Origin of the sequence: Mycobacterium sp. Marseille-P9652 (assembly GCF_902652685.1) — a bacterium.
Classification (GTDB): Bacteria; Actinomycetota; Actinomycetes; order Mycobacteriales; family Mycobacteriaceae; genus Mycobacterium.
The window spans coordinates 79265-104259 of the sequence record NZ_CACRUY010000014.1 but is presented as its reverse complement, the minus strand read 5'-3'; the positions used below and the strand labels follow the sequence as shown (position 1 = coordinate 104259).

General features: G+C 68.8%; 27 protein-coding genes. 14 read left to right on the top strand and 13 right to left on the bottom strand.

What is annotated here, in order from left to right; genetic code table 11:
• Window positions 1-400 precede the first annotated feature (400 nt).
• The 4 genes from GPY60_RS10835 (at window position 401) to GPY60_RS10820 (ending at window position 5594) form a co-directional block, all read left to right on the top strand.
• Window positions 401-1486, top strand: a complete 1086-nt coding sequence (locus GPY60_RS10835; RefSeq protein ID WP_156687664.1) for a S1C family serine protease — start codon at window positions 401-403, stop codon at window positions 1484-1486.
• A 121-nt stretch (window positions 1487-1607) separates the two neighbouring features.
• Window positions 1608-3392 (top strand): maltose alpha-D-glucosyltransferase, encoded by a 1785-nt coding sequence (gene treS / locus GPY60_RS10830; protein ID WP_156687663.1) that lies wholly within the window; start codon window positions 1608-1610, stop codon window positions 3390-3392.
• Entirely contained in the window at window positions 3389-4741 is a 1353-nt protein-coding gene (locus GPY60_RS10825) for a maltokinase N-terminal cap-like domain-containing protein (protein WP_156687662.1), read from the top strand. The genes treS and GPY60_RS10825 overlap by 4 nt, the downstream gene beginning before the upstream one ends.
• 133 nt (window positions 4742-4874) lie before the next feature.
• Entirely contained in the window at window positions 4875-5594 is a 720-nt protein-coding gene (locus GPY60_RS10820) for a YoaK family protein (RefSeq protein WP_156687661.1), read from the top strand.
• Window positions 5595-5661: 67 nt separating this feature from the next.
• On the opposite strand, the gene ag85C is transcribed toward GPY60_RS10820, so the two are convergent.
• The 6 genes from ag85C to GPY60_RS26595 all read right to left on the bottom strand — a co-directional run bounded on the left by ag85C (window position 5662) and on the right by GPY60_RS26595 (window position 9699).
• Complete coding sequence (gene ag85C, locus GPY60_RS10815) at window positions 5662-6654, bottom strand: diacylglycerol acyltransferase/mycolyltransferase Ag85C (protein WP_156687660.1); 993 nt, start codon at window positions 6652-6654, stop codon at window positions 5662-5664.
• Window positions 6655-6852: 198 nt separating this feature from the next.
• Window positions 6853-7671, bottom strand: coding sequence for an ABC transporter permease (locus tag GPY60_RS10810; protein WP_156687659.1), 819 nt, complete (start codon window positions 7669-7671; stop codon window positions 6853-6855).
• Window positions 7661-8479, bottom strand: a complete 819-nt coding sequence (locus tag GPY60_RS10805) for an ATP-binding cassette domain-containing protein (protein ID WP_156687658.1) — start codon at window positions 8477-8479, stop codon at window positions 7661-7663. Before GPY60_RS10805 ends, GPY60_RS10810 begins: the two co-directional genes overlap by 11 nt.
• Window positions 8476-8937 (bottom strand): MarR family winged helix-turn-helix transcriptional regulator, encoded by a 462-nt coding sequence (locus GPY60_RS10800; RefSeq protein ID WP_156687657.1) that lies wholly within the window; start codon window positions 8935-8937, stop codon window positions 8476-8478. Before GPY60_RS10800 ends, GPY60_RS10805 begins: the two co-directional genes overlap by 4 nt.
• Before the next feature lie 56 nt (window positions 8938-8993).
• Window positions 8994-9491 (bottom strand): metallophosphoesterase family protein, encoded by a 498-nt coding sequence (locus GPY60_RS10795; protein WP_156687656.1) that lies wholly within the window; start codon window positions 9489-9491, stop codon window positions 8994-8996.
• A gap of 34 nt (window positions 9492-9525) precedes the next feature.
• Complete coding sequence (locus GPY60_RS26595; protein WP_197283629.1) at window positions 9526-9699, bottom strand: hypothetical protein; 174 nt, start codon at window positions 9697-9699, stop codon at window positions 9526-9528.
• 105 nt (window positions 9700-9804) lie between these two features.
• On the opposite strand from GPY60_RS26595, the gene GPY60_RS10790 reads away from it, so the two are divergent.
• Entirely contained in the window at window positions 9805-10260 is a 456-nt protein-coding gene (locus GPY60_RS10790) for a MaoC family dehydratase (RefSeq protein WP_156687655.1), read from the top strand.
• Window positions 10261-10342: 82 nt separating this feature from the next.
• Here the strand turns inward: GPY60_RS10790 and GPY60_RS10785 are convergent, their stop codons facing one another.
• The gene (locus tag GPY60_RS10785) at window positions 10343-11638 is read right to left on the bottom strand and encodes an acyl-CoA dehydrogenase family protein (protein ID WP_156687673.1); all 1296 of its coding nucleotides are present in this window, start codon (window positions 11636-11638) and stop codon (window positions 10343-10345) included.
• An 89-nt stretch (window positions 11639-11727) separates the two neighbouring features.
• Window positions 11728-12435 (bottom strand): GAF and ANTAR domain-containing protein, encoded by a 708-nt coding sequence (locus GPY60_RS10780; RefSeq protein ID WP_156687654.1) that lies wholly within the window; start codon window positions 12433-12435, stop codon window positions 11728-11730.
• Window positions 12436-12581: 146 nt separating this feature from the next.
• Here GPY60_RS10780 and GPY60_RS10775 point away from each other — a divergent pair, with 146 nt between their 5' ends.
• Window positions 12582-13478, top strand: a complete 897-nt coding sequence (locus tag GPY60_RS10775) for a manganese catalase family protein (RefSeq protein WP_156687653.1) — start codon at window positions 12582-12584, stop codon at window positions 13476-13478.
• A gap of 66 nt (window positions 13479-13544) precedes the next feature.
• On the opposite strand, the gene GPY60_RS10770 is transcribed toward GPY60_RS10775, so the two are convergent.
• On the bottom strand, window positions 13545-14123 hold the full coding sequence (locus tag GPY60_RS10770) for a hemerythrin domain-containing protein (RefSeq protein ID WP_156687652.1): 579 nt from the start codon (window positions 14121-14123) through the stop codon (window positions 13545-13547).
• A 120-nt stretch (window positions 14124-14243) separates the two neighbouring features.
• On the opposite strand from GPY60_RS10770, the gene GPY60_RS10765 reads away from it, so the two are divergent.
• A complete protein-coding gene (locus tag GPY60_RS10765; RefSeq protein ID WP_156687651.1) occupies window positions 14244-15164 on the top strand; it encodes a cation diffusion facilitator family transporter in 921 nt (306 codons plus the stop codon).
• A gap of 4 nt (window positions 15165-15168) precedes the next feature.
• Here the strand turns inward: GPY60_RS10765 and GPY60_RS10760 are convergent, their stop codons facing one another.
• Window positions 15169-16257 (bottom strand): F420-dependent hydroxymycolic acid dehydrogenase, encoded by a 1089-nt coding sequence (locus tag GPY60_RS10760; protein WP_156687650.1) that lies wholly within the window; start codon window positions 16255-16257, stop codon window positions 15169-15171.
• Window positions 16258-16322: 65 nt separating this feature from the next.
• Between GPY60_RS10760 and GPY60_RS10755 the strand changes: the two genes are divergently transcribed.
• Together GPY60_RS10755 and GPY60_RS10750 are read left to right on the top strand one after the other, a co-directional pair.
• Window positions 16323-16928: a GNAT family N-acetyltransferase gene (locus GPY60_RS10755; RefSeq protein WP_156687649.1), complete on the top strand. Its 606-nt coding sequence runs from the start codon at window positions 16323-16325 to the stop codon at window positions 16926-16928.
• A 47-nt stretch (window positions 16929-16975) separates the two neighbouring features.
• The gene (locus GPY60_RS10750; protein ID WP_156687648.1) at window positions 16976-17371 is read left to right on the top strand and encodes a hypothetical protein; all 396 of its coding nucleotides are present in this window, start codon (window positions 16976-16978) and stop codon (window positions 17369-17371) included.
• A 47-nt stretch (window positions 17372-17418) separates the two neighbouring features.
• Here GPY60_RS10750 and GPY60_RS10745 read toward each other — a convergent pair whose 3' ends face one another.
• Window positions 17419-18060, bottom strand: coding sequence for a TetR family transcriptional regulator (locus GPY60_RS10745; protein WP_197283630.1), 642 nt, complete (start codon window positions 18058-18060; stop codon window positions 17419-17421).
• A 97-nt stretch (window positions 18061-18157) separates the two neighbouring features.
• On the opposite strand from GPY60_RS10745, the gene GPY60_RS10740 reads away from it, so the two are divergent.
• From GPY60_RS10740 to GPY60_RS10725, 4 genes are all read left to right on the top strand, one after another.
• Complete coding sequence (locus GPY60_RS10740; protein WP_156687646.1) at window positions 18158-19228, top strand: ferredoxin reductase; 1071 nt, start codon at window positions 18158-18160, stop codon at window positions 19226-19228.
• A 59-nt stretch (window positions 19229-19287) separates the two neighbouring features.
• Window positions 19288-20391, top strand: a complete 1104-nt coding sequence (locus tag GPY60_RS10735) for a fatty acid desaturase family protein (RefSeq protein WP_156687645.1) — start codon at window positions 19288-19290, stop codon at window positions 20389-20391.
• Window positions 20392-20461: 70 nt separating this feature from the next.
• On the top strand, window positions 20462-20986 hold the full coding sequence (locus tag GPY60_RS10730) for an SRPBCC family protein (protein WP_197283628.1): 525 nt from the start codon (window positions 20462-20464) through the stop codon (window positions 20984-20986).
• Window positions 20986-22029 carry an LLM class flavin-dependent oxidoreductase gene (locus GPY60_RS10725; RefSeq protein ID WP_156687643.1) on the top strand — a complete coding sequence of 348 codons (1044 nt, stop codon included), beginning with the start codon at window positions 20986-20988 and terminating at the stop codon, window positions 22027-22029. The genes GPY60_RS10730 and GPY60_RS10725 overlap by 1 nt, the downstream gene beginning before the upstream one ends.
• A gap of 7 nt (window positions 22030-22036) precedes the next feature.
• Here the strand turns inward: GPY60_RS10725 and GPY60_RS10720 are convergent, their stop codons facing one another.
• Together GPY60_RS10720 and GPY60_RS10715 are read right to left on the bottom strand one after the other, a co-directional pair.
• Window positions 22037-23149: a DUF1214 domain-containing protein gene (locus GPY60_RS10720; protein WP_156687642.1), complete on the bottom strand. Its 1113-nt coding sequence runs from the start codon at window positions 23147-23149 to the stop codon at window positions 22037-22039.
• On the bottom strand, window positions 23146-23721 hold the full coding sequence (locus GPY60_RS10715) for a TetR/AcrR family transcriptional regulator (protein WP_156687641.1): 576 nt from the start codon (window positions 23719-23721) through the stop codon (window positions 23146-23148). The genes GPY60_RS10720 and GPY60_RS10715 overlap by 4 nt, the downstream gene beginning before the upstream one ends.
• 97 nt (window positions 23722-23818) lie before the next feature.
• On the opposite strand from GPY60_RS10715, the gene GPY60_RS10710 reads away from it, so the two are divergent.
• The gene (locus GPY60_RS10710; protein ID WP_231639559.1) at window positions 23819-24982 is read left to right on the top strand and encodes a sulfotransferase family protein; all 1164 of its coding nucleotides are present in this window, start codon (window positions 23819-23821) and stop codon (window positions 24980-24982) included.
• The last annotated feature ends 13 nt before the right edge of the window (window positions 24983-24995 follow it).

The window sequence follows — 24995 nt, the reverse complement described above, 5'->3', positions numbered from 1 at the left end:
CAACCTCGACACCCCCGCCCAACGACTCGCCCAACTCCTCGACCAAGCCGCCTGACCAGATGTTGCACTAACCGATTGACAATGCCCCGACGCCCGTCGCAGACGATTACGTCTCGCGAACCCGCGTCGCTACTCCGCATGCGGGCCGAACACCACTTCGCCCGCTTCGAGGCGTAGACGGCTGGTGGCGCTTCTCCTACCGCGACGTCACCCTGATGGACCTGATCTTCGGCGCCAGCCGGGACATCGCGCACGCCGTCAGCAAAGAAAGATAGGCAGCCAATAAGAATCCGCCTCTGCCGTGGTTAGCCAACTGCATTACGGTTAATACCCACAGGGAATTGCCAGCCAGACCTCCAGGCCTGGGCATCCCGATGTTTACCGCATGGAAGGCGACGAAATGAGCAGATCGCACCACCGCCCCGTCGGGTGGTCGGGCTTCGTCGGGGTGCTGGCCGCCGTCGGGCTGGGCCTCGGGCTGGGGCTCAGCCCCGCCACCGCCACGGCGGCGCCCGCCGTGCCGTCGACGCCGGCGCTCGACAAATTCGGCGACCGGCCGCAGGCGCCGCTCGACCCGTCGGCCCTGGTCGGCCAGGTCGGCCCGCAGGTCGTCAACATCAACACGCGGTTCGGCTACAACAATGCGGTGGGCGCCGGAACCGGCATCGTCATCGACCCCAACGGAGTTGTGCTCACCAACAACCACGTGATCTCGGGCGCCACCGACATCAGCGCGTTCGACGTCGGCAACGGGCAGACCTACGCCGTCGACGTGGTCGGCTACGACCGCAACCAGGACGTCGCGGTGCTGCAACTGCGCGGCGCCGCCGGGCTCCCGACCGCCGCGATCGGCGGACCGGCGTCGGTCGGCGAGCCCGTCGTCGCCCTCGGCAACGCCGGCGGCCAGGGCGGCACGCCGAGCGCGGTCGCCGGCAAGGTCCTCGCGCTGAACCAAACGGTCTCGGCCGACGACACCCTGACCGGTGCCCAGGAGACGCTGAGCGGCCTGATCCAGGCCGACACCCCGATCAAGCCGGGCGACTCGGGTGGGCCGATGGTCAACAACGCCGGGCAGGTGATCGGCATGAACACCGCCGCCACCGACAGCTACAAGATGTCGGGCGGGCAGGGCTTCGCCATCCCGATCGGCACCGCAATGGGGGTCGCCGGCCAGATCCGGTCGGGCGCCGCATCGCGCACCGTGCACATCGGCCCGACGGCGTTCCTCGGCCTGGGCGTCGTCGACAACGGCGGCAACGGCGCGAAGGTTCAGCGAGTGGTCACCAGCGGCCCGGCCGCGGCGGCCGGGATCTCCCCCGGCGACGTCATCACGTCGGTCGACGGCGTGGCGATCAACGGGGCCACCGGGATGACCGACGTGCTCGTCCCGCACCACCCCGGTGACACGATCGCTGTGAGCTTCCGCACGGCGGGCGGCGACAACCGCACCCAGCAGGTGACGCTGGCGGACGGGCCGCCGGCCTGATCCTCGTCCGAAAGACGTTGGCCTGGCGGCGAATTACGTTGCCGCCAGGCGTAATTGGGCGGTTCTCCGCGGGCGTGATTCCCACGGTCGCGCCTCGGGTACACGTGGCATCGTGGAAATGATGAACGACGCAAGAGACGCTGTCGAGCACCATCCCGCATCGGGCAGTCATGTGGAGGGAGGGCTGGTCGAACACCCCAACGCCGAGGACTTCGACAACGCCGCCGCACTGCCCGCCGACCCGACCTGGTTCAAGCACGCGGTTTTCTACGAGGTGCTGGTCCGCGCGTTCTTCGACGACAACGCGGACGGGTCGGGCGATTTGCGCGGTCTCCTCGGGCGGCTCGACTACCTGCAGTGGCTGGGAATCGACTGCATCTGGCTCCCGCCCTTCTACGACTCGCCGCTGCGCGACGGCGGGTACGACATCCGGGACTTCTACAAGGTGCTGCCCGAGTTCGGCACCGTGGAGGACTTCGTCGACCTGCTCGACGCCGCGCACGAGCGGGGGATCCGCGTCATCACCGACCTGGTGATGAACCACACCTCGGATTCACACCCCTGGTTCCAGGAGTCGCGGCACGACCCCGACGGCCCCTACGGCGACTATTACGTCTGGAGCGACACCAGCGAGCGCTACAACGACGCCCGGATCATCTTCATCGACACCGAGGAGTCGAACTGGACCTTCGACCCGGTGCGCAAGCAGTTCTACTGGCACCGGTTCTTCTCGCATCAGCCGGACCTGAACTACGACAACCCCGCGGTGCAGGAAGCCATGATCGACGTGCTGCGGTTCTGGCTGGGGCTGGGCATCGACGGGTTCCGGCTGGACGCCGTGCCCTACCTTTTCGAGCGGGAGGGCACCAACTGCGAGAACCTGCCCGAGACGCACGCCTTCCTCAAGAAGGTGCGCAAGGTCATCGACGACGAATTCCCGGGCCGGGTGCTGCTGGCCGAGGCCAACCAGTGGCCCGCCGACGTCGTGGAGTACTTCGGCGACCCCACGACCGGCGGCGACGAATGCCACATGGCGTTCCACTTCCCGCTCATGCCGCGCATCTTCATGGCGGTCCGCCGCGAGTCCCGGTTCCCGATCTCGGAGATCCTCGCGCAGACGCCCGAGATCCCCGACATGGCCCAGTGGGGGATCTTCCTGCGCAACCACGACGAGTTGACGCTGGAGATGGTCACCGACGAAGAACGCGACTACATGTACTCGGAGTACGCCAAGGACCCGCGGATGAAGGCCAACGTCGGGATCCGGCGCCGCCTGGCGCCGCTGCTCGACAACGACCGCAATCAGATCGAGCTGTTCACCGCGCTGCTGCTGTCGCTGCCCGGCTCGCCGGTGCTGTACTACGGCGACGAGATCGGCATGGGCGACGTCATCTGGCTCGGTGACCGCGACGGGGTGCGCACCCCGATGCAGTGGACCCCGGACCGCAACGCGGGCTTCTCCAAGGCCAACCCCGGTCGGTTGTACCTGCCCCCCAGCCAGGACTCGGTCTACGGCTACCAGGCGGTCAACGTCGAGGCGCAGCGCGACACGTCGACGTCGCTGCTTAACTTCACCCGCATGATGCTGGCGGTGCGCCGCCGCCACCGGGCCTTCGCCACCGGGACGTTCGAGGAACTGGGCGGCTCGAACCCGTCGGTGCTGGCGTTCATCCGGCAGGTCAGGGGGAGCGGCCAGACCGGTGACGTCGTGGTGTGCGTCAACAACCTGTCCCGGTTCCCGCAGCCTATCGAGCTCAACCTCCAGCACTGGAGCGGTTGCACGCCGGTGGAATTGACCGGGCACGTCGAGTTTCCGCGCATCGGCCACCTGCCCTACCTTTTGACGCTGCCGGGACACGGTTTCTATTGGTTCCAGTTGTCCCCCGCCTGTGAGGAGAACGCATGACAAGCACTGGAAGCCCGGGCGAGCTGCCCTGGGCGGAGTGGCTGCCTCAGCAGCGGTGGTACGCCGGACGCAACCGGAAGCTGGTGGCGGCCGAGGCCGCCGTCGTCGTCCCACTGCGCGACGACCTTGACCTCGTCCTGGTGGACGCCGAGTACACGACGGGGCCCGCGGAGCGCTACCAGGTGATCGTCGGGTGGGACTCGGCGCCGGTGTCCGAGTACAGCACGGTCGCGACGATCGGCGCCGCCGACGACCGGACGGGTTTCGACGCGCTCTACGACGCGGCCGCGCCGCAATTCCTGCTGTCGCTCATCGACGCGGGCGGCGAACGCGACACACCCGATTCCGGGAAACTCACCTTCACCAAGGAGCCCGGTGTCACCCTCCCGCTGGAGGCCATGCCGCACGTGTCCGACGCCGAGCAGAGCAACACCAGCGTGATCTTCGACCGGCGCGCCATCTTCAAGGTGTTCCGCCGCGTGAGCGCCGGCATCAACCCCGACATCGAGCTGAACCGGGTGCTCGGCCGGGCGGCCAACCCGCACGTCGCCCGGCTGCTGGGCACCTACGAGATGACGCCACCCGGCGACGAGGCGTGGCCGCTGGGCATGGTGACCGAGTTCGCGTCGAACGCCGCCGAGGGGTGGGCGATGGCGACCGCCAGTGTGCGCGACCTGTTCGCCGAGGGCGACCTGTACGCCTACGAGGTCGGCGGGGACTTCGCCGCCGAGTCGAACCGGCTGGGGGAGGCCGTCGCGTCCGTGCACGCCACCCTGGCCCAGGAACTCGGCACGGCGCAGGCGCCGTTCCCGGTGGACAACATGCTCGCGCGGCTGTCGTCGACCGTGGCCGCGGTGCCGGAGCTCCGGGAGTACGCGGCGATCATCGAGGAGCGGTTCGGCAAGCTCGCCGACGAGACGATCACCGTCCAGCGGGTGCACGGCGACCTGCACCTGGGCCAGGTGCTGCGCACCCCGGAGAGCTGGCTGCTGATCGACTTCGAAGGCGAGCCCGGCCAGCCGCTCGACGAGCGGCGGGCTCCCGACTCGCCGCTGCGCGACGTGGCCGGCGTGCTGCGCTCGTTCGAGTACGCCGCCTACGGACCGCTGGTAGAGCAGCCCACCGACAAGCAATTGGCCGCCCGCGCCCGAGAGTGGGTCGAGCGCAACTCCAAGGCCTTCTGCGACGGGTATGCGGCGGTCGCGGGGATCGACCCGCGGGACTCGGCACACGTGCTGGCCGCGTACGAACTCGACAAGGCCGTCTACGAGGCGGGCTACGAGGCCCGGCACCGGCCGGGTTGGCTGCCGATCCCGTTGCGCTCCATCGCCCGGCTCACCGCCGCGTAGGCGCGACGGCTTCGTCACACTCTGTTCGTCACACAGCGATTGGTCACATAGAAATCCGCCCGAGAGGGTTTGCTGCATAGGAGTTTGCTATGCGCGCCCTGCGATTGGCACGGGCTTCTGAAAGCATGTTCGTGTGGCGAGTGAAACCTTCAACAGCGAGGCGCGGCTCTCCTGGGTGCTGGCGGTGGTGGCCGGGGTGCTGGGGGCGATCTCCTTCACCCATTCCCAGGGCTATTTCGTCGTCTTCATGACCGGCAACGCGCAACGCGCCGTCCTGTCCTACTTCACACACCAACCATGGCTCGCCGCAAGCGCGGCGCTGCTGATGGTTTCGTTCGTGACGGGCGTGGTGGTCGCCTCGGTGTGCCGGCGCCACTTCTGGGTCAATCATCCGCACGGCCCCACCGTGCTCACCACGATCAGCCTGCTGATCGCCACCGGCCTCGACGTCATCGACGAGGGCTGGGAGGAGAACTTCCTCGACTTCGCCCCAATCCTGGTGCTGGCCTTCGCCAACGGGGCGTTGAACACATCGTTCGTCAAGAACGGCGAGGTGTCGGTCCCGCTGAGCTACGTGACCGGCACGATCGTGAAGATGGGGCAGGGCATCGAACGCCACATCGCCGGCGCGGGGAAGGTGGACGACTGGCTCGGCTACTTCCTGCTCTTGGCCAGTTTCATGCTCGGCGCCGCGGTGGGCGGCTTCATCAGCGTCGTGACGAACGGGACCTGGATGCTGGTGATGGCCACCGCGGTGTGCGCGCTGACGACCGCCTACACGTACTTCCATCAGGATCGCCGGGCGCTGCTCAAGGAGCGGGCCGAGGCCGACCGGGCCGACGCAGAAAAATAGGCATCGGCAGCGGCGCTGACCGGTTGCGCCACTGCCGATGCCGGCTCGGGTGTTGCGAGGGGTGTTCCTAGGCCGCGTTGTTGCTGCCGAGAAGCACCTGCTGGATGTCGGGCTTCATCGCGACCAGCTGCTGGTTCCAGTACGGCCACGAGTGCGTCCCGTTGGGCGGGAAGTTGAACGTCCCGTTGCGTCCGCCCGAGGCGACGTAGGTGTTCTGGAACTGCTGGTTGGTGCGCAGCGTGAGACCCTCCAGGAACTTCGCCGGCATGTTGTCGCCGCCGAGGTCGCTGGGCGTGCCGTTACCGCAGTAGACCCAGATGCGGGTGTTGTTGGCGACCAGCCGCGGGATCTGAACCATCGGGTCGTTGCGCTTCCAGGCCGGGTCGTTCGACGGGCCCCACATGCTGTTGGCGTTGTAGCCGCCCGAGTCGTTCATCGCCAGGCCGATGAGCGTCGGCCACCATCCCTCGGACGGGTTGAGGAAGCCCGACAGCGATGCGGCATAAGGGAATTGCTGCGGGTAGTAGGCCGCCATGATCAGCGCCGAGCCGCCCGACATCGACAGCCCCACCGCGGCGTTGCCGGTCGGTGACAGCTGCTTGTTGGCCTGCAGCCACGCGGGCATCTCCTGGGTCAGGAACGTCTCCCACTTGTAGGTGTAGTTCTGGCCGTTGCCCGACGACGGCTGGTACCAGTTGCTGTAGAAGCTCGACTGCCCGCCCACCGGCATGATCACGGACAGGCCCGACTGGTAGAACTCCTCGAACGCCGGGGTGTTGATGTCCCAGCCGTTGTAGTCGTCCTGGGCCCGCAGGCCGTCGAGCAGGTAAACCGAGTGCGGCCCGCCCCCCTGGAACTGCACCTTGATTTCGCGGCCCATCGACGGCGACGGCACCGACAGGTATTCGACCGGAAGCCCCGGCCGGGAGAATGCCCCCGCGGTGGCCGAGCCGCCGACGGCGCCGACCAGACCCGCCAACAGGGCCGTTCCCGTCGCCGCGACCATGAGCCGTCGCGGCATGGTCGTCACCGCCCCGCGCAACTTCTGAACGAACGTCATAGCCCCTACCCATCCTTCATCTGCCGCGTGGTGCGGTCGATTTGTTCGCCTGCGCAGTGAAACACAGGGGGAGGGTGCAATTCGCCTGTCGTGGCCGGGCCGCGACATCGCGGTTGGCTAACGATCGCGTGACGGCGCGGACTCGGTCGCGACAGGCTGTCGAGTGAACGGTGTTGCCGGAGAGGCTATTCGCCTGCCCTAGGCGACCAGCCGACGCAAAAGCGTTGACGCCGTGCCGATTCCGATGACTGCGGCCACCGCGAGCACTAGGACGTCGACCGGGTTGAACGGGGTGCCGATCAGCAGCGCCCGCAGCGCGTCGACCTCGTAACTGAGCGGGTTGACCTTGCTCAGCGCGTGCAGCCACGCCGGCATCGCGTCCACCGGGTAGAGGGCGTTGGACCCGAAGAACAACGGCATCGTGATGGCCTGGCCGATGCCCATGAGGCGGTCCCGGCTCAGCACCAGTCCGGCCAGCGTCATCGACAAGCAGGCGAAGAACGCGGAGCCCAGCATCACGACCACCATCGCCGCGAGTACCCGCAGCGGGTTGACGGTCAGGCCGATGTTCATGATGTATGCCAGCGCCATCACGCCGACGACCTGCGCGACGGACCGCACCCCGGCCGCGAACGCCTTGCCGGTGATCAGCGCCGACGCGGGCGCGGGCGTCACCATGAGCTTGGCGAGGACGCCCGCGTCTCGATCCCAGATGATCTGGATGCCATAGAAGATCGAGATGAACAGGGCCGACTGCGCGATGATGCCCGGCGCCAGGAACGCGAGGTAGGACACCTTGCCGGTGTTGATGACGTGCAGGTGGCTGAACGTGGTGCCGAAGATCAGCAGCCACAGCGCGGGTTGCACCATGCGGGTGACGAATTCGGTGCGGTCGTGCTGCAGCTTCTGCAGCTCCACGATCGCGAACGCGCCCACGCGGCTCAGCGTGGCGGGGACGCGCTCGGCCCCCCGCGGCGCGCGGACCAGGGTCGCCTGGGTTGCGTGGTCAGCTGGCACGGCTGGCAACCTTTCTGCTGGAACGGATTTCGCGGAACGAGCCGGAGGTCTCCGGTTGCCCCGCCAGGTCGGAGGCCGCGTAGTGGCGGAACACGTCCTCGAGCGTCGCGCCGGGCGACACCTTGGACTTCAGCTTCGCGGGGGTCCCCACGGCGCGCAGCACGCCGCGGTGCATCAGCGCGACGCGATCGCACAACGCGTCGGCCTCCTCCATGTAGTGGGTGGTGAGCAGCACGGTCATGCCGAACTGGGCCTGCATCCTCTGCACCTGACCCCAAACCCCGTCCCGCGCAATGGGATCGAGGCCGACGGTCGGCTCGTCGAGCACCAGCAGCGACGGGCGGTTCACCAGCGCCTGGGCCACCTCGAGACGGCGGACCATGCCCCCCGAGTAGGTGCCGGCGCGGCGGTCCGCCACGTCGAGGAGCTCCATGGCGGCGAGCGCCTCGTCCACCCGTTGCGCCCGGTCGGCCCGCGGCACCCCGTACAGCCGCGCGAACCACTGCACGTTCTGCCGCCCGGTCAATGCCGGCTCGACGGAAAGCTGCTGCGGCACATAGCCGATGTTGCTGCGAATGTCGACGGTCTCGGCGCGGGTGTCCATGCCGAAGATTCGCAACTCGCCCTGCTGCACCGGCGTCAACGTGGTGAGCATCCGGACCAGCGTCGTCTTCCCGGCGCCGTTGGGGCCCAGCAGGCCCATCGTCTCACCGGGCCGCACCTGCAGCGTGACGTCGTCGACCGCCGTGAAGTTGCCGTAGCGGTAGGTCAGGTTCCGGCAGTCGATCGCCATCGGTAGTTCGCTCATGAGCGCCGCTCCTGGAGTCGTCGGGTCATCATGTCAAGGACCTCCAATCCCCTTGTCAGGGATTCGATCTGTTCGTCGTCGAGTTCGTCGAGCACGTCCGATAGCAGTGCGCGCCGTGCGGCCCGAGACGCGTCGACGAGCTGCTGGGTGGGCTCGGCGAGCCGCAGCCGCCCGACGCGGCGGTCCGTCTCAGCCACGGTCCGGATCAGCAGGCCGTTGGCGACCAGCTTGGACACCAACGTGGAGGCGGTGTTGGGCACCAGGCCGAGTTCCGCCGCGGCGGCGCTCACCGAGATGCCCGGTTGCCGGCCGACGAGCCACAGCAGTTCCGCCTGCGCCTCGCTGAGCCGCGCCGAATCGAACCCGCGACCGGCCGATCGGCGAAGTTGCCGGCGGAATCTGCCGACGACGCCGAACACCTCGGCGACCAGATCGGTGCCCGATTGAACTGCCCCCATATACCTCTGTCTACGAGCTAAATGTGTGTGTCAGCTGTGTATGGGTTAGATACCCGCTACTTGTTGAGGAAATGCAGGTCGACGGCGGTCAATTGGCCGTCCCCGACGGTGGCGGTCATGTAGCTGCAGAACGGTTGGCGGCGACGGTCGGTCGGCGAGCCGGGGTTGAGCAGGCGCAGGCCGGTGGGGGCCGTCGAGTCCCACGGGATGTGGCTGTGGCCGAACACCAGGACGTCGGTGTCCGCATACAGCCGCGACATCCGGCCCTCACGGCCGGCCGCGGCACCCGTCTCGTGCACCACGGTGAAGCGCACCCCGTCCAGCGTCGCGTCCGCGCGTTCGGGAAGCCGCCGCCGCAGTTCCGGCCCGTCGTTGTTGCCCCAGCACGCGACCAGGGTGGCCGCCCTCGACTCGAGCTCGTCGAGCAGTTGTGGTGCGACCCAGTCGCCCGCATGCACCACGACGTCGGCCGCCGCGACCTCGTCCCAGACTTCCGCGGGCAGGTCGCGCGCCCGCTTGGGCACATGGGTATCGGCGATCAGCAGCAGTCGCACGGCGTCATTCTGCGCCCCCCGGCGCGTCAGCCCGTCAGCCTCGCTCGGCCCGGGCCTCGGCGCCCGTCTCCCCGGCGTCGAACGTGTCGTCGGAGCCCGCGGCGCCCACGTACGAGCCGTCGGGCTCCCCCGCCGCGGCGCGCGAGCGAGACTCGTGCGCCTCGGGCTCGACGTCGTCCTCAGTCTTGTGGCCCTTGTTCTCCGTCATCGCTGTCCTGTACCCGTGCGGCCCCGCCGCAAACCGCCCGACGACCCCAGCGGCGGGCTCGGATAGGGTGCAGGCGGGCATCGTTACCACCCCTCAGGAGGACCAATGCGCACCTTCGATTCGGTGGCCGACCTGACGGCCGCCACCGGCGAGACGATCGGCCAGAGCGACTGGGTGACCATCACCCAGGACGACGTCAATCTGTTCGCCGACGCGACCGGTGACCACCAGTGGATTCACGTCGACCCGGAACGGGCGGCCAAGGGCCCGTTCGGAAAGACCATCGCGCACGGGTTCATGACCCTGGCGCTGCTGCCGCGGCTGCAGCACCAGATCTACACCGTCAACGGGATCAAGCTGGCAATCAACTACGGCCTGAACAAGGTTCGCTTCCCGGCACCCGTCCCGGTCGGTTCTCGGGTGCGCGCCAACACGTCGTTGGTGAGTGTCGACGACCTGGGGAACGGTGCCGTGCAGGCGACGATGTCGACGACGGTCGAGATCGAGGGCTCGCCCAAGCCGGCGTGTGTCGCCGAAAGCATCGTCCGCTACATCACCTGATCCCCCGCGCCGAACGTCGAGTTGTTGGCGCGAAACGGACCTTGGGTTCTGGGCAATAAGTCGACGCTCGACCGAGGGAGGTCTAGAACTCGGCGATGGCGTGTTCCAGGCGCTCCGCCAGTCGGGCCTGCGCCTCGGCACGCCGCGTCGGGATGTGCGCGGACGGGAAAGGCGTTGTCACGGGCTGGTATTCGCGCAACGTGCGACGGGCCACCGTCATCTTGTGAAGTTCGGTCGCGCCGTCGGCGATGCCCAGCGACTCGGCGGCCACCAGCATCTTGACGAACGGCATCTCGTCGGAGACGCCCAGGGCGCCGTGCAGGTGCAGGGCGCGGTGCGCGACGTCGTGCAGGACCTGTGGCATGGCGACCTTCACCGCCGCGATGTCGCGGCGCACCTGCTGGTAGTCGTGGTGCTTGTCGATCAGCCACGCCGTGCGCAGCACCAGCAGCCGGAACTGCTCGATCTGGATCCAGCTGTCGGCAATCTTCTCCTGCGTCATCTGGAAGTCGGCCAGCCGGCCGTGCCGCGTCTTGCGCGACACCGCGCGCTCGCACATCATGTCGAATGCGCTGCGCGCCAACGCGATCGTGCGCATCGCGTGGTGGATGCGGCCGCCGCCGAGCCGAGTCTGGGCGATCATGAATGCCTGGCCCTCGCCGCCCAGCACGTGGTCGGCCGGCACCCGCACGTCGTTGTAGCGGACGTAGCCGTGGCTGGCGCGCTTGGACGATTCGGCGCCGACGCCGACGTTGCGCACGATCTCGATGCCCGGTGTCTCGGCGGGAACGATGAACAGCGACATCTTGTCGTATGTCCGGGACTCGGGATTGGTGACGGCCATGACGATGAAGAACGACGCGTGTTTGGCGTTGGTGGAGAACCACTTCTCGCCGTTGATCACCCAGTCGTCGCCGTCACGCGTCGCGGCCGTGACGAACTGCCCCGGGTCGGATCCGCCCTGCGGCTCGGTCATCGAGTAGCAGGAGGTGATCTCGCCGTCGAGCAGCGGCTGCAGGTAGCGGGCCTTCTGCTCGTCGGTGCCGAACAGCGCGAGGATCTCGGCGTTGCCCGAATCGGGCGCCTGGCAGCCGAACACCGACGGCGCCCAGCGCGACCGGCCGAGGATCTCGTTGAGCAGGGCGAGCTTCACCTGCCCGAACCCCTGGCCGCCGAGCTCCGGCCGCAGGTGCGCGGCCCACAGCCCCTGGTCCTTCACCTGCTGCTGCAGGGGCCGCAGGATCGCCATCATCTCGGCGTTCTTCTTGTCGTAGGGGTCGAGGGCCACCAGGTCCAGCGGCTCGAGTTCCTCGGCCATGAATTTCTCGACCCAGTCGAGCTTGGCCTGATATTCCGGGTCCGTCTCGAAATCCCACACGGTGGCCACCCGTTCCCCGGCGCAACGCCGCGCCGGACTCGTCGATTAGGGCCCCACCATCGTAAGCGGGCGTCTCGCCGAGCCGTTCCTCACAGTTCCCCGCCGGTGCCGCGGGTGTCCACGACGCGCTGCGCGATGTCGACGAGCTTGAGCTGGCTCTCCTGCGAGAGCATGCGCAGCAGATCGAAGGCGCGGACGTCGTCGACGCCGAAGCGTTCCATGATGATGCCCTTGGCCTGACCGATCCGGTCCCGGGTCGACATCGCGGAATGCAGCTGCTCACCATGACGCGCCGCCAGGATCGCGGCGGCGGCGTGCGCGGCGAACACCATGCCGATGGTCTCGGCCTCCGAATCCCATGCGCCCGCCTCGAAACTGAAGAGGTTGAGCGCGCCGGCGGTGCGGTCCGCCGTGTACAGCTTCAACGACAGGCTGCCCAGCACCCCGCGCTCGACGGCCGCCGGCGCGTAGCGGGGCCACCGCGTCTCGTCACGCATGTCGTCGCTGCGGACCAACGTTTCCCGCAGCGCCGCCTCGGCGCAGGGACCCTCGCTGAAATCGTGCTGAAGCCTGTCGAGTTCCGCGACGAGACCGTCGGTGTCGGCCACCGACTCGAATTCGCCGCCACCTTTCACCAGCAGGACTCCCGCGAGGTCGACCCGCGGTATGAGCTCCCTCGCTGCGGTGGTGACCTCGGCCAGCACCCGCTCGAGTGGCCGGGGGGCGGCGATCTCGCGCACCAGCTCGGCCATGCGCAGCGCCAGTTCGTGCCGAGCGTTGGTGTCGGCGATGTCCATAAGACGGGATTGTGCACCATCGGTTTTCGCCGGGCGCCCCCGCCCGCCGCGTATGGGCCGAGTAAGCCCGCTGCCACAACGTTTGTCGGCATCTACCACGGGTACCCGCCGCGAATTACACCAGTCCCGAAGGCTTAGGAGGCCCCGTGTTCGTCCATAACAAAGCCCTGCAATTCGAGGTCCGGGTGAGCGCCCCGGATCCGCGGTTCGCCACGCTGCTGCAAGAGCAATTCGGGGGCGCCAACGGGGAACTCAAGGCCGCCATGCAGTACTTCACCCAGGCCTTCGTCCTCCGGGACAAAAACCCCAAAATGTACGACCTGTTCATGGACATCGCCACCGAGGAACTCAGTCACCTCGAAATGGTCGGTTCGATGATCACCATGCTGCTCGACGGGCTCAATGACGATCTGAAGATCGCCAACGAGAAGTGCGACTGGATGCCCGCGGTGTCCAGCGGCGACGGGCGCGACCAGATCGTCCACCAGGTTGCGGTGAACCCGCTGTACCTCGCGCTGACCGGAGGTGGCCCGGACGTGAGCAATTCCCAGGGCGTGCCGTGGATGGGCTCCTACGTCAACGCCAATGGCGACCCGACGGTGGACCTGCGCAGCAACCTGGCCGCCGAATCCCGGGCGAAGATCGTCTACGAATACCTCAAGCAGTTCACCGACGACCCCGGCGTCCAGGACACGCTCAACTTCCTGATGACACGCGAGGTGGCCCACTACCAGCAGTTCACCGCGGCCCTCAACGAGTTGCCGGTCAACTTCCCGCCGGGACAACTGCCGGCGGACCCCCGCTTCGCGAACGTCGCGTTCAACATGTCGAACGGCGGCGGCGAGTCCATTCGAGGGCCGTGGAACCAGGGTCAGGGCCCGTGGCCGGAGGGCATGGAATGGCAGTACGTGGAGAAGCCGCAGGAAGAGTGGCTGGGCGGCACGACCCGTCAGAACACGGGCGCCGAGCAGAACCCGAACGGCTCGCCGGCGATCAACGCCGACAAGCCCTTCACGCACGAACAACGCATTCCCACAATCTGATTCGACCTGATTCGACAGTGAGAAAGGCCGGGCGTTGAAATCAACGCCCGGCCTTTTTCCTCTCTGCTACTTGACCTGCGGGTCGGGCGGGTTGTCGTCGGCGCGGCCGGTGACGGCGTCGCGCACGTGGTCCATGACCGCCGCGCCCATGCCGACCGTCTTGAGCACGGCGGGGTTCGGTGGGGTGTTCGGGTGCGGCCGCGTCGGCGCGACTTTCTTTGCCGCTTCGAGCTTTCCGCCGATCTTCTCCAGGTCGTCGCGGCCGATCACGGCCTCGACCTGCGGCCACACCACGTCCTGCTCGTAGGCGATGTGCTCGCGGCCCAGCTTGACGAATTCCTGCAGCGCGTCGTGATAGTCGGCCTCGCCCGGCTTGCCGTCCTCCAGCCGCTGCAGCACCTTCTTTCCGGCCTGCTCCTGCTCGAGCGCCTTGTCGACGATCCCGTCGCCGATGGCATTTCGCACCGCGGGCCAGAAGAACTGCTCTTCGATCGCCTCGTGTTGCGACTCGGCGATGATCAGGTTGTTCACCACCGTCTCCAGGCCGCTGGCCTCGGCGCCCGACCCGGACGGGGCGCCGTCGAGGGTTTCCAGCAACCCGAGCACGCTCTTGTGGTCCTGGCGGAGAAAAGTGATCGCGTCCATAACTTGCCTTCCATCGGAGCCTTGATCGCGGATTGGCCTGCGGGTACCCGGGCCCCGGGTGTTGAAACGGCTTGCAGCCGACGGTCGTTTCGCGCTGGCGGCCAAGGGTATGCCCGGGTGGTGGCCGCCGACAGCACGACCAAGTCCGTACTGGTGGCGTTCGGTGCCGACGCGGGGATCGCCGTCGCCAAGCTCGTGGGCTTCCTCGTCACCGGCAGTGCGGCGATGCTCGCCGAGGTGCTGCACTCCGTCGCCGACAGCATGAACGAGCTGTTGCTGATGTTCGGCAAGCGCCAGGCGCACCGGCGCCCGGATGCGTTGCACCAGTTCGGGTATGGCCGCAGCCGGTACTTCTACTCGTTCGTCGTGGCCCTGCTGGTGTTCGCGCTCGGCTCGGTGGTCGCCCTCTATGAGGGCTGTCGCAAGCTCCGAAACCCCGAACCGCTGACCTCACCGCAGATCGCGATCGCGATCCTGGGCGTGGCCGCGCTGCTGGAGGGCTACAGCCTGCACACGGTGCGCAAACAGTCGAAGCGGTTGAAGGGATCCGACAGTTGGTGGCAGTTCATCCGCAATTCGCGCGTGCCCGAGCCGCCGGTGGTCCTGCTCGAGGACAGCGCCGCACTGATCGGCCTGGCCCTGGCCTTCGCCGGCGTGGGCCTCACGGCCGTCACCGGTGACCCGATCTGGGACGCGATCGGCACCCTGGCCATCGGCGTCCTCCTCGGCGGGATCGCCCTGGTGCTGATCGTCGAGACGCACAGCCTCCTGATCGGCGAGGGTGCAACGGCGAACCAGTGCAAGGTGATTCGCTCGGTGTTGCAACGCGAGGAGCACGTCGACGCGGTGACCGACCTGCGCACCCAGTACCTCGCCCCGGACCAGCTCGTGGTCGCCGCCAGGGTCGTGTGCGGCCCCGAGCCCGAATTCGCCGTTGCCGCCGCCGTGATTCGCGACGCGGAGACGCGCATCCGTCAGGCGGTGCCGTCGGTGCGGGCGGTCTACATCCAACCCGAAATCCCGAGCGCACCGCCGAACTGACGGATCAGTGCAGCTTCGGCAGGACGTTCGTGCGATAGAAGTCGATGGCCGCGGTCGGATCGTCCTGAGGGAAGTGCAGGAACGGAACGGCCCCGGCGTCCAACGCCTTTTGCACGGCGTTGACGTGGGTTGCCGGGTCGGTGCCGACCGCCCAGTTGGCGAGCACCTTGTCGATGGGGTTGGCGTCGGCGGCGCGCTGGATCTCGACGGGGTTGGGCTGATCGACCGCGCCGGCGGTGAAGCGCCACAACGTCGCCGCGCGGGCGGCCGCGGCGGCGTCGCCGACGACGGCGAACACCTCGGCGCGCTTGCCGAGGGTCGCCGGATCGCGACCGGCCGCTCGAGCGCCGGCGGCGAGCGCGGCGAGCAGCCGGGGATCGGAGAGGTCGCGCGCCTGGGTGATCCAGCCGTCGCCGTACTGGCCCGCCAGCGTCGCGCTCTTGGGCCCGCTGGCCGCCACGAAGATCTGCGGGGGCGTCGGCGGGGTGTCGTACAGCCTCAGCGAGTCGGTCTGGAAGTACTTGCCGCTGAACGAAACCCGGCCGCCGCCCCACAGTTGGCGAATCAGCGTGACGGCCTCGACCAGCCGGTCGTGGCGCTCGGCGTACTTGCCGAAGCTGTTGGTGGTGGCCTGTTCGTTGAGGCGCTCGCCGGTGCCGACGCCGAGGAAGACCCGGCCGGGGTAGAGGAGCGCCAGCGACGCGAACGCCTGAGCCACCGTCGCCGGGTGGTAGCGGTAGGTGGGACAGGTGACGCCGGTGCCGAACGTGAGGCGGCTGGTGCTCTGGCCCACGAGCGCCAGGGTCAACCAGGGGAACATCGAGTGGCCCTCGTTGTCCTGCCACGGCTGGATGTGGTCGCTGGCCCAGACGTATTGGAAGCCGGCCCGTTCGGCCGCCTGGGCCTGCGCCACGAGTTGGTCGGTGCGGAACTGCTCGTGCGACAGCACGACGCCTACCCCTTTGCCCGGCGGGGTCGGGGGACCGGCGGGCCGGCCCCGGTCACCGCCGCAGGCGGCGGAGATTCCGGCGGGCCCCAGCACGCCCGCGCCGGCGGCCATCCGCCCGAACGACCTACGCGACATCCCGGTCACCGGGTCAAAGTACCCGCGGCGTCGCTCGTCACACCTCGCGCCGCGGCGTCGCCTAGCCTGACCTGATGAGCCCACAGGCGCGCCCCGCGCGCGAGTCCGACATCCGCGAGCTCTCGCGCACCATGAGCCGGGCGTTCTACGACGACCCGGTGATGATGTGGATCCTCCCGAATCCCCCTTCGCGCCCTGCGCAACTCAGGCGCTTGTTCGCCGCGATCACCCGCCACCACCACCTGTCCGGCGGCGGCGCGGAGGTGGCCTGTGACGGCCCGGGCATCGGCGCCGCGGCGCTGTGGGATCCGCCGAACCGCTGGCAGCATTCGGGCCGCGAGGAATTCGCGATGATGCCGAGCATGATCCGGGCGTTCGGGCTGCGCACCCGGAAGGCGTTGGCCGTGCTCGAGCTGATGAAGAGCGTGCATCCCGAGGAGCCGCACTGGTATCTGGCCGCGATCGGCAGCGATCCGGACGTGCGGGGCAAGGGCTTCGGGCAGGTCCTGATGCGATCCCGGCTCGACCGCTGTGACGCGGAATACTGCCCCGCCTACCTCGAGTCGAGCAAACCCGAAAACGTGCCGTACTACGAGCGGTTCGGCTTCGAGGTCACCCGCGAGATCCGGTTGCCGGAGGGCGGCCCGACGCTGTGGGCGATGTGGCGGCCGCCGAGGTGACCGGGCGCGGCGTTTAGGGCCCGGACCCGGCGGGCAATCGAAAGGCCATGACCGAGAACCCCCAAGCCGACATGGACGCCTCGGACTTCCCCGAGGAGGGCGGTCCGGGCGACACGCTGAACGCGAGCGAAGGCACCGATTCCGACGAGGTGCACAACGACGACGGGGACATCGTCGTGGACCCGCCCGAGGGATGGAGCGGGGCCAACCGCTTCGGGATGACGGCGCGCGAGGAGCGTGAGGGTGAGTCCCTCGACGCCCGTCTCGCCGAGGAGCAGCCCGACGTCTCCCCTGACGACATCGACGTCCGCGACGCGGTCGAGCCCGCCCCCCCCGCCCGCGCCCACCGGGGGCAGATCGACGGCGCACCCGAGGACGGCGAATCGCTGTACGAGGTCGTCGACGAGAACGTCGAGCCCGACCTCACGCAGACCACGGAGTGATCAGTGTTCGACTGTTCACTGCGATGACGCGGCGAGCCTGAGGAGGGTCAGGGACTGCTCCGCCAGCCCGCGATCCCGATGGCGATCATGCGCAACTGCTTCACGGCGATGCGCCGGATGTCCTCCAGCGCCTCGGCGCTCTGCGCGTCCTCGATGGCCTCGGCGATCACGATCATCGAGTTGACGAACAGGGTCGCAAGGATGTTGAGGTCCTCGGTGCTCCACTCGTGCAGCCGGGGGAACCGCGCCAGGTCGGTCGCCAGTTCGGCGGTGATGAGCCGGATCTCGGTGCGGATGGCGTAGCGCAGCACCGACAGCCCGCTGTTGCGTTCGCGCCCGATGAACCGCCAGTGCTCGCGCCGCTCGGCCACGCTGGCGATCAGGATCTCGACCGACGACTCGATCACCCTGTTCGGGTCGAGCTTGCCCGCGCGGGCCTCGCGCAGTGTGTCGCGCAGGGAGCGGAACGACTCGTCGATCAGGACCAGCCCGAGCGCCTCCATCGACTCGAAGTGGCGGTAGAAGGCCGCGGGCACGATGCCGACCTCGCGGGTCACCTCGCGCAGACTCAGGCTGGAGAAGCTGCGGTCCTGCAGGAGCTTGAGCGCCGCGGCGATGATGGCGCGTCGCGTCGCCTCCTTGCGCTCCTCACGCGACGGCGTCTCGCGCGAGCGGCTCGATCCGCGCAATCGTGAGCTAGGAGTACGGCTGTTCACTATGTGAAGCCTACCACAAACGGGGTGTAAACCCTTGACTACCTGCGTCGTCACACCGCACGGTATACATATGTTCACTCAAACAACTCGTGCCTTGCGGAGACGGGTCTTGGGTTCCGATCTCATCGACCTCCTCACCGGGCCGCACGGCGTCGACCGCTACACCGAACTGGTGGCGCCCACCTGGACGCTGGGCGAGGCCCGCGCCAAGATCGTCGACGTGCGCCGCACCACGCCGCGCAGCGTCACCCTCACGCTCGCCCCCAACGACAGCTTCACCACCGCCCACGCCGTCAAGGCCGGCCAGTACGTCAACCTCACCGTCGAGATCGACGGTCGCCGGCACACCCGCTGCTACTCGCCGGCCAACGCCGAGGGCAGTGAAACGCTCGAGCTGACCATCGGCCGCCACGACGGCGGGCTCGTCTCGGCTTACCTGTACGAGCACGCGCGCCGCGGCATGGTGGTCGGTCTGGCCGGCGTCGGCGGCGACTTCGTGCTGCCGGCGGTGCGGCCACAGCGGATCCTGTTGGTGTCCGGCGGAAGCGGCATCACGCCCGTCATGGCGATGCTGCGGACGCTGCTCGCCTCGGGCCACCGGGGCGACGTCGCGTTCATCCACTACGCCCGTACGCCGGACGAGGCGTGCTACCGCGACGAGCTCGACGCGCTGCGCGGCGTGCGCGTGCTGCACGGATACACCCGCGCCGGCGGCGGTGAATTGACCGGCCGGTTCGGCCCCGACCACCTGGCCGCCGCCATGCCCTCGCCCGACGCCGTCTTCGTCTGCGGCCCAACGGCTTTGGTGGAGGCGGTGCGCGAGCACTGCGACAACGTCTTCAGCGAGAGCTTCGTGCCGCCGGCGTTCGAGGTGCCGGCGAGCCCATCCGGCGGGCGAATCACGTTCGCGGACAGCGGCATCGACGCCGCCGACGACGGGCGGCCACTGCTCGAGCAGGCGGAGTCCGCCGGCCTGACGCCGGAGAACGGATGCCGGATGGGCATCTGCCACACCTGCACCCGCCGCAAGCTCACCGGCACGGTGCGCAACCTGACCACCGGCGCCGTCTCGACCGGACCCGACGAGGACGTGCAGATCTGCGTGTCCGTGCCGGTCGGCGACGTCGAACTGTCCCTCTAATACCTCAAGCCCTGTGACACCCCAAGCCCTCTGACACTTCCCGCACTGGAGGAAACACCATGGCACACAACAAGATCGCCCTCACCCGCGAACAGGCCGACGCGTTCGGCCGCGAGCTCGACGCCATCAGGGAACGCGTCATCGCCGACCTCGGCAGCGAGGACGCCGACTACATCCGCCGCGTCATCAAGGCGCAGCGCGCGCTGGAGGTCGGCGGGCGGGCGCTGCTCTTCCTGCCGCCGGCCTGGCTGGTCGGCACGGCCATGCTGGCCGCGTCGAAGATCCTCGACAACATGGAGATCGGCCACAACGTGATGCACGGCCAGTACGACTGGATGCGCGACCCCGCCATCTCCGGCCGCGCGTTCGAATGGGACACGGCGTGCCCCGCCGACCAGTGGCGGCACTCCCACAACTACATGCACCACACCTACACCAACATCGTCGGCATGGACCGCGACATCGGCTACGGCATCCTGCGGATGAGCGAGGACCAGCGGTGGAGCCCGTATTTCCTGGGCAACCCGGTCTACGCCTTCCTCCTGATGGTGCTGTTCCAGTACGGCGTCGCGCTGCACGAGTTGGAGACCGAGCGCATCCGCGCCGGTGAGATCACACTGCGGGACAAGCGCGAAACCCTGCGGGAGATCTGGAAGAAGACCCGCCGGCAGACGCTCAAGGACTACGTCGCCTTCCCGCTGCTGGCCGGGCCGTTCGCGCCGTTCGTGTTCACCGGGAACCTGACGGCCAACCTGGTGCGCAACGTGTGGTCATACATGATCATCTTCTGCGGGCACTTCCCGGAAGGCACGCAGGAATTCACCGTCGAGGAGACCAGGGACGAGTCGCGCGGCATGTGGTATTTCCGCCAGGTGCTGGGTTCGGCGAACCTGACCGGCGGACGGCTGTTCCACCTGCTGTCGGGCAACCTGTCGCACCAGATCGAGCACCACCTGTTCCCGGACCTGCCGGCCCGCCGCTACGCCGAGATCGCGCCCGAGGTCCAGGAGATCTGCGAACGCTACGGAATCCCCTACAACCGCGGGCCGCTGCTGCGGCAGTTCGGCACCGTGGTCCGCAAGATCGTCAAGCTCGCCTTTCCGGACTCGCTGGTCCGCAAGGCCGCGGACGAGCCGGCCGCTCGGGTGCCCATCGCGGCCTGAGCGACGCAGCACCGCGGGCGCGGTCTCGATCCGGTATCGGGCCGCGCTTCGCGGCTTCCGCGGGAGCACAATGGGCTGCGTGGAATGGACGGGCGCCCGGTACGCGGACAAACCGACGGTGGAGGCGTCGACCTGGATCGACGCCGAGCCCGCCAGGGTGTGGAGTTTGGTCTCCGACATCAAGCTGATGCCCACCCTGAGCAACGAGCTGCAGTCGATCGAGTGGGCCGACGGCGCCGAGGGCCCCTGTCTCGGCGCGCGCTTCGTCGGGCACAACGAACACCCGGCGTTCGGGCAGTGGAGCGCCCCGGCGCAGATCGTCGCCTGTGACGAACCGCGCGAATTCGCCTGGGCCGTCGGGGATCCCGGCGATCCGGCGGCCACCTGGCGGTTCCGGATGACGCCGCGCGACGGCGGCACGGTGCTGAGCTACTGGATGCAGATGGGCCCCGGGCGCTCGGGTTTGTCGCTGGCGATCGAGGCGATGTCCGACAAGGAAGAGAAGATCGTCTTCGTCCGGTTGCGCGAGTTCGAGGGCGCCATGGGCAAGACGTTGGCGGCGATCAAGAGGCTGGCCGAGCACGGGGTGCGCTGATGCGCACCGCGACCACGGTCGAATTCTCCAGCGCCGCGCGCGACGTGCTCACCCTCGCGGTCGAGGCGGAGATGCTGGGGCTCGACGTGTGCTGGGTCGCCGAGGCGTGGGGCACCGACGCGCCGTCGGCGCTGGGGTACCTCGCGGCGCGGACCGACCGGATGCTGCTCGGCTCGGGCGTGCTGCAGGTCGGCACCCGTTCGCCCGTCGCCGTCGCCCAGACCGCGATCACCCTGTCGAACCTGTCGGGCGGGCGCTTCCTGCTCGGCCTGGGCGCCTCCGGTCCGCAGGTGATCGAGGGCCTGCACGGTGTCTCGTTCGCCCGGCCGCTGACCCGCTTGGCCGAGACGGTCGAGATCGTGCGTCAGGCGTTCACCGGCGGCAAGATCTCCCACTCCGGCAAGGAGTTTCAGATTCCCCGCCCCGGCGGCGAGGCCGTGCCGATGCGGTTGTCGACGCGGCCCGAGCACCCCATCCCCATCTACCTGGCCACACTCTCGCCGGCGATGCTGCGGCTGACCGGCCGGATCGCCGACGGGTGGCTGGGCACCAGCTTCGTCCCGGAGGGCGCCGGCGACGCCTACTTCGCTCACCTCGACGACGGGCTGGCCGCCGAAGGCCGCACCCGCGCCGACATCGACATCTGCCAGGGCGCCGAGGTGGCCTTCGCCGCGGACGAGGACGCGCTGCGCGGGATGGTCGCCGCGCGCAAGCGCGAACTCGCGTTCAGCCTCGGCGGCATGGGCTCGTCGAGCACGAACTTCTACAACCGGGCCTACAGCCGGCAGGGCTGGGCCGAGGTCGCCGCGCGGGTGCGCGAGCGCTGGCAGCGCGGCGACCGCGACGGCGCGGCCGCGCTCGTCACCGACGAGATGGTGCTCGCCACCACGCTCATCGGGACCGAGGACATGGTGCGTGCCCGGCTCGCGGTGTGGCGGGACGCCGGCGTGAACACGGTTCGCCTGTACCCAGCCGGTGACACGCTGGACGCGAAGATCGCCACCCTAGGCCGGGCGATCGAGCTCGTACGGGAAGTGGGGTGATCCCGGGTCAGCTCGCGGCGGCCGGGGCGTCCGCCGCCTTGACGAGTTCCACCTGCGGTCGCGCCGGCAGGTCCTCGGCGAGGAACCACCGGAAAGCCAGGTTGCCCCGCGGATAGCCCAGCGTCGTCAGCGAATTCGGGTGGCCGGTCCGCTCGCGGGACAACACGACCGTCACCGACCCGTCGGCGTTGGGCACGGCGCTGTGGCCGTTGATCGAGCAGCGGGCGTCCGGGCCCTCCGAGGCGCCGTAGGTCGCCATGAACTGGTTCCACACCACCAGGTTCCAGAACCGGCACGGCGGGGGCCGGTGCGTGATCACCAGCGCCTCGTCATCGTCGAGCACGAAACTGCCGTAGGAATAGCAGGCGTCGCGCGCCGACCAGCCGAAGTTGGCGTCGGGCACCTGGTAGGGCTCGGCGAATGCGTTTGCGGCATGGACGGTTTCGTGCCCCAGCGCGTGCTCGTCGTCGGCGCGCGTCCCCACCGTCAGCGGAACGATGGCGAACATCGTGCGCAGCCACGCCGTGGCCGCGCGCAGCCGGGCCGCGGTTTCGGTGTCGCCGTGCCGTATCGGCCCGGGCTCCTCGAGCGCCTCGATGCGCCAGCTGACGGGCCGGCCGGTCAGGGGGTCGGCCTGGTAGTCGCGGGTCATCAGCACGGCGGCGTCGGGCGTCGGGCCGAACTCGAAGGAGAAGTTGCCGTCGGCGTCGACGTCCAGGTCGCTGTCGCGGACGATCGCGACGACCCGGTCCGACCACGCGCCGGGCGTCGGTTCGTTGTAGGCGGTCACCGAGAAGTAGACGCTGTCCCCGGCGTTGCCGCTGATGCGGTAGCGCCGCGCCGGATCGACCGGGCACAGGAAGTAGTAGGCGTCGGTGTTGTCGCCGCCCCAGCGCCGGTCGCGCCGGAACGGCGTGTTGACGGCGGCGAACTGCGGGCGCCCGGGTTCGGGGAAGAGGTAGGCGTCGAACGCCACCCCCAGCGTGCTGGCCAGCATCCGGTAGCCGTCCGCGACATGCCGGTCGTCGGTCACGGCGCGGTCGCCCTGGAGGAACGAAACATCGGCGGCACCAAGCACTTCCAGCAGTTCCCGCCACGCGACGGCCGACTCGTGCGTCATACGCCGATTCCTTTCAGCAGTAACTCGGTGGTGCGGTCGACCCAGGTCCCGTCGAGCGCGTCCCCGCGCGTCAGCAGCCCGAGCAGGGTGATGCCGGCGATCGCCTCGGCCAACTCCTCGGCGGTCACGTCGGGGCGGACCCGGCCGGCGCGCGCGGCGATCCGCAGCCACTCGGCCAGGCCGCCGGCGATGACGTCGGCGAACCGCTCCAACAGCGCGGAATGCAGCGTGGGGTCCGCCGCCATCTCGCCGACCAACCCCGGCAGCGCCGCCCGGGCCGCCGGTGTGGTCAGGACGGCCATCGTGCGGCGCACCATCTCGCGCAGGTCGTCGGGCGGTGAGCCGCTGTCGGGGATCGCCGTCGTGGCCCCGAGGGGAAACACGGCCTCGTGCACCAGGTGCGCCTTGCTCGGCCAGCGGCGGTAGATCGCCGGCTTGCTGGTGCCGGCCCGTTCGGCGATCGCGGCGACCGACAGCCCGGGGTAACCGCTCTCGCCGAGCAACTCGACCGTCGCGCGCAGCACCGCACCGTCGATCCGGGGGTCGCGGGGTCGCCCGAAATCCACTGCCATTACGAAACTGACAGTAACATAAGTCGCCGTGACCACCGTTCGCCTCGACGACCTCGAGGTGCCGCAGTTCGGCGCCGAGGCCCGGCAGATCCTGGACATGATGGCCGCCCTGGCGCCGCAGTGCACGCTGGACGCCGGCGCGCTGCACGCGCAGGCCTGCGCCGACACGGGACTGAACGATTTCGGCCCGGACGACTACCGCGAGCGGCTCGACGTCTACCTCGCCGCGCTGCGCGAGATCGAGGGCCTGCACCCGGCCGGCGTGGTCAACTTCTACGGTCAGCTGCTGCAGCTGCTGAAGAACCGGCTGCTGCTGACCGACCTGCGCAGGCGCCACCCCGAGATCGACGACATCGAGCTGCAACCGCCGGTCGTCATCGCCGGACTGCCCCGCACCGGCACCACCCACCTGCACAACATGCTGGCCGCGCCGACCACCTTCCGCACGATGCCCTACTGGGAAAGTGTCGAGCCGTTTCCGCTGCCGGGCGAGGCGGGGGTCGAGCCGGACCCGCGGCGCACGCGGATGGACATGGCCGTCGGCGTCATCAACACCGTGATGCCGCACTTCCCGCTCATGCACGAGATGACCACCGACCACGTGCACGAAGAGATCCAGCTGCTGGCCAACGACATCTCGACCATGCTCTTCGAAACCCTCGGGGAGGTGCCACGCTGGCGGGCCTACTACCAGGCCCACGACCAGACGCCGCACTATGAATACCTGGCGACGCAGTTGCGTGCCATGCAGTTCCTGCGCGGCGGGCGGCGCTGGCTGCTCAAATCGCCCCAGCACCTCGAGCAGGTGCCGGTGCTGAACCGGGTTTTTCCAGGCAGCATCGTCGTGTTCACCCACCGCGACCCGGTGCCGGTGGCGCTGTCGATGGTCGCGATGATCACCTACTCCGCCCGCATGCACCGATCGCCCGTGCCGGTTGAGCGGATCGCGGCGTCGTGGATCGACCGCCTCGACGACATGCTGACCGCGCTCGTCCGCGACCGCGACACCATCGGCCCGGACCGCTCGGTCGACATCCGGTTCGACGACTTCATGGCCGACGAGGTCGGCGTCGCCGAGCGCGTCTATGCGCTGGCGGGGGAACCCTTCACCGACGAGGCGCGCGCGGCCGTCGGCGCGTACCTCGAGGGTCACCGGCGCGGCCGGCTCGGCAACGTCGAGACGTCGTGCGAAATGTTCGGCCTGAGCGAGCCGGATCTGCGCGCCCGGTTCGCGCCCTATGTCGAACGATTCCTGGCTTAGCACTAGGTTCTTG